General features: G+C 32.7%; 6 protein-coding genes and 1 pseudogene. 2 read left to right on the forward strand and 5 right to left on the reverse strand.

Going from position 1 to position 9,848, the window contains the following annotated elements; translation table 11 throughout:
* Nucleotides 1–96: 96 nt before the first annotated feature.
* Nucleotides 97–264 (forward strand): annotated as a pseudogene (locus tag COL05_RS11920) (undecaprenyl-diphosphatase); the annotation flags it as partial.
* A gap of 7 nt (nt 265–271) precedes the next feature.
* Here the strand turns inward: COL05_RS11920 and bla are convergent.
* Nucleotides 272–1,198 carry a class A beta-lactamase Bla1 gene (gene bla, locus COL05_RS11925; RefSeq protein ID WP_373605319.1) on the reverse strand — a complete coding sequence of 309 codons (927 nt, stop codon included), beginning with the start codon at nt 1,196–1,198 and terminating at the stop codon, nt 272–274.
* 228 nt (nt 1,199–1,426) lie between these two features.
* Nucleotides 1,427–3,556, reverse strand: a complete 2,130-nt coding sequence (locus COL05_RS11930; protein WP_098668766.1) for a peptidoglycan D,D-transpeptidase FtsI family protein — start codon at nt 3,554–3,556, stop codon at nt 1,427–1,429.
* A 331-nt stretch (nt 3,557–3,887) separates the two neighbouring features.
* Here COL05_RS11930 and COL05_RS11935 point away from each other — a divergent pair, with 331 nt between their 5' ends.
* Nucleotides 3,888–5,648, forward strand: coding sequence for a peptidoglycan D,D-transpeptidase FtsI family protein (locus COL05_RS11935; protein WP_098668762.1), 1,761 nt, complete (start codon nt 3,888–3,890; stop codon nt 5,646–5,648).
* 11 nt (nt 5,649–5,659) lie between these two features.
* On the opposite strand, the gene COL05_RS11940 is transcribed toward COL05_RS11935, so the two are convergent.
* From COL05_RS11940 to COL05_RS11950, 3 genes are all read right to left on the reverse strand, one after another.
* Entirely contained in the window at nt 5,660–6,487 is an 828-nt protein-coding gene (locus tag COL05_RS11940) for an SH3 domain-containing protein (protein WP_098668763.1), read from the reverse strand.
* Entirely contained in the window at nt 6,477–7,010 is a 534-nt protein-coding gene (locus tag COL05_RS11945) for an RNA polymerase sigma factor (protein ID WP_142337444.1), read from the reverse strand. Before COL05_RS11945 ends, COL05_RS11940 begins: the two co-directional genes overlap by 11 nt.
* Before the next feature lie 591 nt (nt 7,011–7,601).
* Nucleotides 7,602–9,569: a penicillin-binding transpeptidase domain-containing protein gene (locus COL05_RS11950; protein ID WP_098668765.1), complete on the reverse strand. Its 1,968-nt coding sequence runs from the start codon at nt 9,567–9,569 to the stop codon at nt 7,602–7,604.
* Between the last annotated feature and the right edge of the window lie 279 nt (nt 9,570–9,848).

Raw genomic sequence — 9,848 nt, forward strand, 5'->3', positions numbered from 1 at the left:
AATCGATAATGCATATGTAAGGGATTTTGCATATAAAAACATTATAAAAAAGAAATATGTATAATTACATATTTCTCTTACTGATAAAGCGCCTTCATAGGAATCTTAACCAGTATAGCTATTGGTAATACTACATATAATATATTTAATTCTTTTGTTACCTGGATTATAAATGTATTAGGAATACAAAAAAGCGATTCTTTTCACATTAAAAAGAATCGCTTTCCAAGTTCATATTTTCAATTACATTACATAAGGAATTGAGAGATTATCACTTAAAAGCATTAACGACAACTTCAGCCGCCTCTGCAATGAGTTGATTATCATAGGTAGCCCCTTTTTCATCTTTATTAGATAAAATTGCGATGATAATGGGTGCTCTATTTGGTGGCCAAACGATAGCAATATCATTTCGTGTCCCGTAACTTCCAGCTCCTGATTTATCTGCAACTACCCAGTCAGTTGGCACGCCTGCACGAATAAGTTTGTCTCCTGTAGCATTTCCTTTCATCCACTCTGTAAGAATATTACGCTTTTGAATCGGAAGTGCATTTCCGACCGTAAAAGCTTTAAGATTCGTAGCAATTGCTTTTGCTGTACTAGTGTCACGAATGTCTCCTGGAATAGCCTCGTTTAACTCTGTTTCAAAGCGATCAGACATAGTAACCCGATCACCCATCTGTCTAAGCGCGTTTTCATATCCTTTCGGTCCGCCTATTTGATGAAATAAAATGTTCCCTGCAGTATTATCACTGTAACGAACAGCAGCCTCCGCAATTTTTCCTAGTGTCATTCCAGTATCTACATGTTTCTCTGTAACTGGTGAATAATCCACTAAGTCCTCTTTCGAAAAATTGATAACTTCATTTAATGTATCAATTGAGTTTTGCTGTAGTAATACTCCTGCCGCTAAAGCCTTGTAAGTTGATGCGAAGGCAAATCTTTCGTTAGGTCGATAAGAGATTGTTTGATTGGTACCAGTATCAATCGCATATACACCTAATCGAGCATCAAATTTTTGCTCAAGTTTAGAGAACTCTTTATGCGTCGCCTGATTTTTATGTTTCACTTGTCCAGTCTTTTCTTTCGCTTCAACTTGCAATGTCCCTCCTTTAAAAACTTCTAAGCTTGTAAGACTTATACCTAATATACCAACGCATATTCCTATCTTTAGCATCCTCTTGTTTTTCAAGATCATCATTCCTTTCAAGTTCTTAACACTTTTTTACTTACACATAATAGACAATCACCGAAACAAATTTGTTCCATAAACTTTTAAAAATTTTTAGCTAGTATGAGAGTCATTAGCAAAATAAGAGATAGCCACAATGATCGTCGCTATCTCTTATTTCCAATCTCATTTTTCTTTTATAAAGACCTTTATATAAACAGTATGTCTTTCCATAAGAAAAGCGTATACGTTTTTCTAATTTTGATTCGGAACATCTGTATGAGTAGTTTCACCATGTATACGTTGCTGTTTTAAATCAAAATATACATCTAAAACTTCTTTTCCAATTATAGAATTAATTCCACTTTTATCGTTATGAAGCCACGGGACTACTACTGAAAATGCTACTTCTGGATTATCATATGGAGCATATCCAACTAACGTTAAATTGTAGCATTCCATACGTTCTCCTTTTGCATTTCTACCAATTGGATCATCTCCACCATATACAGTTTGAGCTGTTCCTGTCTTTCCTGCTGGTTTATATGGAGCATTTTTGAAATACTTCACGCCAGTTCCATCACCTTCTTGGAATACCCATCTAAAGCCTTCTTTTATTCGATTAATATGTTCTGTCTTCATATCAATTCGATTTAATACGACAGGCTCTATTGAGCGAATAATTTTGCCAACCTCTTCTTTTATTGATTGCTCTCGTATTTCTTGTACAATTTGAGGTTGCATTCTATAACCGCCATTAGCAATTGTTGAAATATATTGCGCTAATTGCAATGGCGTATACGTATCATACTGACCGATAGAAAAATCTAGTAAAAAACCAGGCTGGCTATCTACTTTTCTAGTTTGTCCAATTATTTCATTCGGTAAATCAATACCCGTAGGAACTCCTAAGCCAAATTGCTTAAAATAATAGCGCATCGTATTAAATGCTTCTTGTTTTATATCCAATGAACCATTTGGTACGTAATTAACGCCCGCAATTTTTAAAGCTGTTTGGAACATGTATACATTCGAAGATACTTGTAGAGCTCGTAAATCATTAATATTACCAAATCCGGATACATTCCACGATTTCTTAGCTTGTGTACCTTTAAATTTCATCGGTGCATCATAAAATTGATCTCCTGGTTGTATTGCCCCTGTCTCATATCCAGTTAATAAAGTTGCACCTTTTACAGCTGACCCTAGTTCATACGAAGTTGTCATATTACCTAATGCCAAATCCTCGATTTCCATTTTCCCTTCTTTTTCTACAATCCTTTTACCTGCCATAGATAAAATCTGTCCGTTATTCGGATTTGTCATAACAACAAAAGCTCGGTCCAATAGTGGCTCTGAACTCTTAAAAGCTCTCAAATTTTTCTCTAAACTTTCTTCCACTTTCTTTTGTAATTCCATATCAATCGTTAATGTTAAACTATTACCACTTTTTCCTTTAAAAATTATTTCTGTGTTTATAATATTTCCTGATTTATCTGTAATATTTTTCACTTCTTCTTTTGTACCATGTAACACATCTTCATATCGTTGTTCAATATAACTTTTCCCTACACGATCATTACGGTTATATCCGCGTACTAAATAAGAATCTAAATTTTCTTTTGGCAGACCTTCTTCGCTACTCGTAATATTACCTAACACGGAACGAAATAAATCACCATTTACATAATTGCGCTCCCAATCAACTGTTGCATCTACCCCAGGAAACTCCGCAAGATTTTCACTGATTTGCGCATACTCTTGATTTGTTACATCTTTTTTTATAATTTGTGGTGTCAGTTGATAACCTGAGTTCATTTTACTTTTAATAGCTAACACCTTTAAATCTTGTGCTGTTAATTCTGCCAATTCTACTTCTGTAACTCGACTTCGTCTTAATTCTTCTATTTTTTTATCTAACTCTTTTCCCTCTATTCCCTTTTCTTTAAACTTTTCTATATCTTTTTTCGTAATCATTGCTTCCGCACGTTTCGTATTCAACTGCATCCAAAAATCTTTTTTATCGATATCTGTTAATTTGTTTATATCTTGTTCAGGCATTTCAAGTACTTTTGCCAAGTCTTTTGCTGTTTTTAAAATATCTTCACTAGTAATTCCCTTTACCCTTGTATACGTAATTGTGCGAAGAGATTTATTATTAACAACTGTTTTTCCTTCTCGATCTAGTATTTGTCCACGTGGAACTGGGATACTAGTTGTTGCATTTTGACTGTTTTCCACTTGGTTCTTATAAGCCTCTCCCTCTACAATTTGCACTTTTCCTAGTTGAACAATAATAGCTGAGAATAGTAAAAATATGCAAAGGAACATTATATTTAATCGAACAGATATATATTTTTTCTTATTTCCTTTTTGCTTTTCCATAAATCCCCCATATATTTGCTTATATATTACGTAACGATGGCCGATTATAAATATCGTTTCGACTTTTTCACTAAACCATTGTAAGCATCCATTTCTTTTCGTTTTGCTACGTAATTCAAAACTCTCCTGTCTTGTTTTCTCTCTATTTTTTGTCGTTTGCATTAGAAATGCTACACTGTATAACGACTCATCTTAAAAGTAAAATTTCATACTATTTATTCCTTTCTTCATGCTGTAATACTTAATAGACAACCTAAATAATAAAGTTGTTCCACATTTACAAAAAAAATAATTAACTATAATATGGAATAAGCTAAAAAGGGAGGGTTTTATGTTACATACAAAAATAAAAAGATGGAGATTTATAGCGATTCTTTCTATTGTAGGTTTTATATTAATAATTTTGTTTAAAAGTCATTTCTTTTCAATTACTATCGAAACTTCTTCAGCCGAAAGAGGACAAATACTTGATAAAAATGGTGTAATACTAGCTACAAATAAGAAAGTTAAGTCTCTATATTGCACTTTTAATGATGAAAAGATATCGAAACTAGATACAGCAAACACATTAGCTTTTTTCCATCAATTTTCAAGCGAGTTTCAACATGACATTTCTGCAAAAGACATAAAATTACACTTACAACAATCTTGTAAACAGCAAACTATGAATGATATACCGTTATACTCTGACATAAATGAGAGTGAACTTACATTCGTAAATAAGAACAAACCCAATAATGTAATAATTAAAAATGAAGTGATCCGATATTATCCCAAGCATGAAATTGGTTCACAAGTAATTGGTTATGTAGAAAATGACCTTAATTCAGAGTATATGCCTGTTGGAAAAAGCGGGGTTGAGCTGCAATATGAAAATGATTTAAAAGGAAAACCGGGTAAAACTCTTATTTTTAAAATAAATAACAAAAAGTTCTTATGGAATATTCAAAAAGTACAAAAAGGAAAAGATGTCCAATTAGCTTTAGACTCTAAGTTACAGCAAAAAACAGAGGAAGCATTAAGATCTCAAATTAAGAAAATAACTGATATTAATACTGGTTATGTTGTGGTAACCGATGTGAAAACTGGTGCAATCTTAACTATGGCCAACTCAGCAGTGTTTAATCCAAATATATTACATACATCACCTGAAAAAGAAAACATTAAATCACTTTCGCAAAATAAAGCAATTCAAAAATTAAAGTACGGTGAATCTTATGTAAATATGGCCTCTACTATAAAGCCACTTTCTATTTTAATTGGATTAAACGAAAAGCTCTTTCAACCTGAAGATACTTATTTAGATAAGGGTAGTTTTCAGTATGATAATCAAAATAACATTGTGAATGCACCTGGAACGCCAACTGGTGAGATTACACCGCGGCAGGCTATCATCAATTCATCTAACACATTTATGACAGCAAAAGTAGCACTACCTTTATTCAACGAAAATAATGGTAATATAGAAAAAGTAGCAAACATATGGACCGATTATTTAATGCAATTCGGTCTTCGTTCTAAAACAGGGATTGATTTACCATTTGAAGAAGACGGACAATATGAGCTTCATCCATCTAATAAATTTGAAAATGGAATCTCAGCTTTATTAAATGCCTCTTGGGGAGGAAATGAAGTACACACTCCTCTTCAACTTGCTCAATATGCAGCGACTTTAGCTAGTAAAGGTGACAAATATAAACCTCACATCGCAAGTGCTATTATTGGTCCAAATGGTAAGGAAACAAAAAAGTTTAAACCCATTTTAGAAAGTTCAAATCATTATCCGATGAACTTTTGGAATGTCGTGCAAGGTGGAATGAGTCAAAATATAGAGGAGATTAAAAAGCTACCTTTTGACGTCGCAGGTAAAACAGGAATTACAGGTTTTCCGAATGAGCAAGCAAGAATGATCAATCATTCTCTTTTCATTGCATATGCTCCTACCAAAGATCCACAAATTGCCGTTTCTGTCGTTATTCCTGGTAGTAATTCAGAGAAAAACATCGCTGCTCTCGTTACATCAGAAATTTTAGAGTCCTGGAATACACTTCAAAAAGAGAATAACAACAAAGAGGAAGGTTCATTAAAGTGAACCTTCCTCTTTTACCATATAGAATCAATATTCGTTATTTTCCATTTACCTTCACGATCCTTTTCGAACATGAAAGAATATTTAATATCAGTTAAAACATACTCTTTTTGTACATATCCTGTATTACCGTTTATTGTAGATACTTTTATATATCCATCATTCTGCACTTTTTCCGGAATCCAAGCTTTTACCATTTCATTAGATACTTCATATAAAACTCGTGATTCTCGTTTTGGTTCAGCTAAAATTTTTGTTTTATTTCCAGTAACAGTTGCATATATAAAATGTGCTTGCTTTGGTTCGTTACTTTCTGTCAATCCACTTGGTACTTTGTATGCTTGCTTTGTATCATTTGTAAATTCTCCCCCCATTGTAAGGGCAACTTGCAACTCATGAAAAATATCTTCATCAAACTTCAATTCATTCTTCTTATAACTATTCCCTTTAAATAAAACTTCATCATTTAAAGTTCTATTCAAGTCATTTTCGTTTTTTGCATTTGTACTTTGATATAAATCATTCATAAATTGTTTTAATGTTGGATCTTGAGCAGACTCATCTTTCGTTTTAGGCTTAATTTGAGTGCTGCTTTGGACTGGTGATTTATTATCATCAAGCCAAGGTTGTTGAACAATAACAAATAACATTGTACAAACGAAAACAACTACAATAGGCAGCGCTTTTTTACGAAACGGTCTTTTATGTTTTACAAAATCCGCTTCTTTATTTTCATATATAGACTGCTTTATTTTAAAAATAAACTCTTCTTCATCTTTACGCTTCTCCATGGGACCTTTTTTTAATTTACTATACCAGTCGGGATTTTGTTTATTGTTCATCACTACTACCCTCCCCAATTAATTTTGAAACCTTACTTCTCGCTCGGCTTAATCTAGATTTTACAGTTCCAATAGATACTCCTAGTGTTTCAGCCATTTCTTCATAAGATAATTCATATTTCGCGTCTAAAATTATTATTTCACGGTGTTTTTTAGGTAGTTTTAATACAACATCCCACACTTCATTCATTTCCTCTTGATTAAAAAATTCTTTTTCTGCCGATGGTGATTGTTTATCATCACTAAAAAATCCTACTAAAGATATCCTTTTAAAATAGGAGGATTTCAAATAGTTTATTGCCGTATTTCTTGTGATTTTTAATATCCACGTTTTAATAGATGACTCCTTTCGAAATGAATTCCAGTTTTTAAATACCTTTATAAATACATCTTGCGTGATATCATCTGATAAGTGTGGATCTTTCGTAATAATAAATGAATAATTCCATACATCTTGCCAATAATCGTTTATAACATAGTCAAGCTCATCATGATTACATTCTTCAATAAACTTCTGTTCCATTTCCACACCTCGAACTTATTTGAATAAACATAAAACTACCCTCGCTTTTATTATGGTTTCAATATATAGACAAGATACAAGTTGTATTTGTTCCATTGTCTATCTTTTTTTAATTAAAAAATCCTACTAAAAATGTAAAAGTGTGCAATTACTTTCATAACATAATCAGCTATATATTCTTTCACATGACAGGCTCCTAAAAAACAAGTAACGCATACAATATTAAAAATACACTCATAAAAATCTGATTATTATTTGTGCATTTCACGCAATATTCTACTTGTATTACCTTTTTTTCTTAGAGCACACTTATTTGTGTGCTCTATTTATGTTTTACTAAATAACTGATTTTTTTAGTTTAAAACTTGTCCATTTCAATTTGTTCACCTCTTCTATTTACTATCAGCAATGTCACCCTTTCAAAAATGAAAATAAAGATGGGATATCAACTTTCTACACACACACCAAAAAGCATTCTCGATTAAGAAGAATGCTTTTTCGAAACTTAATTATACTTTGTTTTGCATGATTTATACCTTTGTGTTAAGCAAAAAATAAATGTAGTAAAAGATTTTACTTTATAATTAATTATTATTTTTGGAAAATATGTTTTATTTTTTCACCTGGTACGTTACTCCCCCCTCTTCCTTTTACATCTTCGATCATCATGGTAACAATCATGTCCGGCTCATTTGCATCAAAAGCTGCAAACCATCCAAGTTCTTTTCCTTCTGCTTCTTTCGACTCTTTCAGTTCTGCTGTACCGGTTTTACCAGCAAGAGTTTTACCAGCAATCTTAGCAATTCTCCCCGCGCCATCAGGGTCATTAATGACTTTTATTAATGCACTCTTTAATATCTCTTGATTCTTTTTAGAAACCACATTTTCTTTCCAATTCCCTTCTACTTTTGCTTCTTTTAAAAGATGGGGCGACGGAATATTCCCTTCATTTACAATCGGTGCATATGTTAATGCTAAATGAAGTGGTGTCATTAATACTTGTCCTTGTCCGTATCCCGTGTCTGCTAGTTGAATATCATTTTTTATCCCCTCTCTTGCAATGATTGAAATAGGATATTCGTATTCGATTGGTAATTTTTCATGGAATCCGTATTTCTTAAATTCATTTACATACTTATCTTTTCCCATCTTCAAGGCTTGTTGAGCAAAATAAATATTATCTGAGTACTTCATTGCCTTGTCAAAATCAATTGGACTTGCATCCTTCACACGTGTTACATAATAATTTCCCCAAGAGGAATCTTTTGTCCACTTTAGTCCTTGAATATTAAATTCTTCCTTAGGTTTTATTGTGTTTGTTTCCAAACCAATTGCACCTGTAATCGTTTTAAATACGGAACCTGGTACAAATGCTTGTGTGAAACGATTCATCATTGGTAGTTTCAAGTCGTTATTCCATGCTTCTCGTTGGGCCTTTGATGCTCCTCTAACTATTGTATTTGGGTTATAAGCAGGGCTACTTACTAGTGCGATTGTTTCACCTGTTTTAGGATTGATCGCTGCACTAGAGCCTGCTTCATTTTTCATCTCATTATAGATTTTTTCTTGAATTGCAGCATCAATTGTTAACGTAACATTTTCCCCTGCTTTCGCTTCTTTTTTTGCTACGTTTTTAATCTCTTTCCCACTCTCATCTTCTATAAATACGCGTCCACCCTTTTCACCACGCAATTTATTTTCCAGTACTTTCTCTAAACCTGTCTTACCTATTAAATCATCAGCTTGATAACCTCTTTTTTGAAGCGATTTTAACTCCTCTGCATTCACATTTCCTATATAGCCAGTTAAGTGTGCCGCTGCTTCTCCTAATAGATACGTACGAATATTTACTGGGCGAGATGATACTCCTTCTAATTCAATATAATCATTCTGTCTAGTTCCCTCTTTTAAAATACCAATTGGTACAAAGGAATCTGGTTTTATCCATTTCGCTGTAAGCTTCTGATCGACCTCTTCTATAGACATATCCAGTAACTGTGCTACTATTTCTTTTGTTTGAGCCGCCGTTTCGCCTAATTTCTCTGGAATAATTCCAACCTCAGTCGCTTTACCATTCGTTGCAAGACCTTTCCCATTTCGATCGTATATTTCTCCGCGTTTTCCATCTTCTATTTGCATACGTACTTTGTAATCTTTTTTCATACCTGGAAAAATGAAATCTGGTGTCCAATCTATTTTCCAAGCATCTTTATCTTTCACAAGTTTTGCTTCATGGATAAATGAAGCTGTTCCTCCATCCGTATCCATCTTAACTTCAAAAAGAAAAAGTTCTTTATCTTTAGCATTCTCTCCTTTCGTTTTAACTTTTAAATTCTTAACGCCAATCCCTTCATAAATTTTTTGATATTTCTCTGTGAATTCTTTTTTAGAAATCGTTTTTTGGGCATGATCTGATAAATGATCATACATATTTGCAAATTCTCTATCATTCCATAAATTTATATATTCTTCAAATGCTTGTTTGGGCGATTCGTTTTTATTACATCCTACCAATATAACTGCAAAACAAAAGAAAAGCAGCATCCATAATTTTTTCAATTCAATCTTCTCCCTTAGTTAAAAATGTTTATTCCTTTCTTAATAAATTAAATAAAAAATGTTGTAACGCTTAATAGACAGTATAAGTAATGAAATTGTTCCACATTTACAAAAAAATTAATTTATAATCAAGTTACATTCGAAGGAGAAGATTTTAAGGTTCTTACAAACAATAGAAGCGGATCTATTTAACACTATTATTTAAAATATCTTTTTGTTTAGGTTCCCTGCTCTTATCCTTTTTGTAAATATTTAACACGAAAAAGAGGTTGTCCCAAA

Origin of the sequence: Bacillus sp. AFS059628, assembly GCF_002571225.1 — a bacterium.
In the GTDB taxonomy this organism is placed as follows: domain Bacteria; phylum Bacillota; class Bacilli; order Bacillales; family Bacillaceae_G; genus Bacillus_A.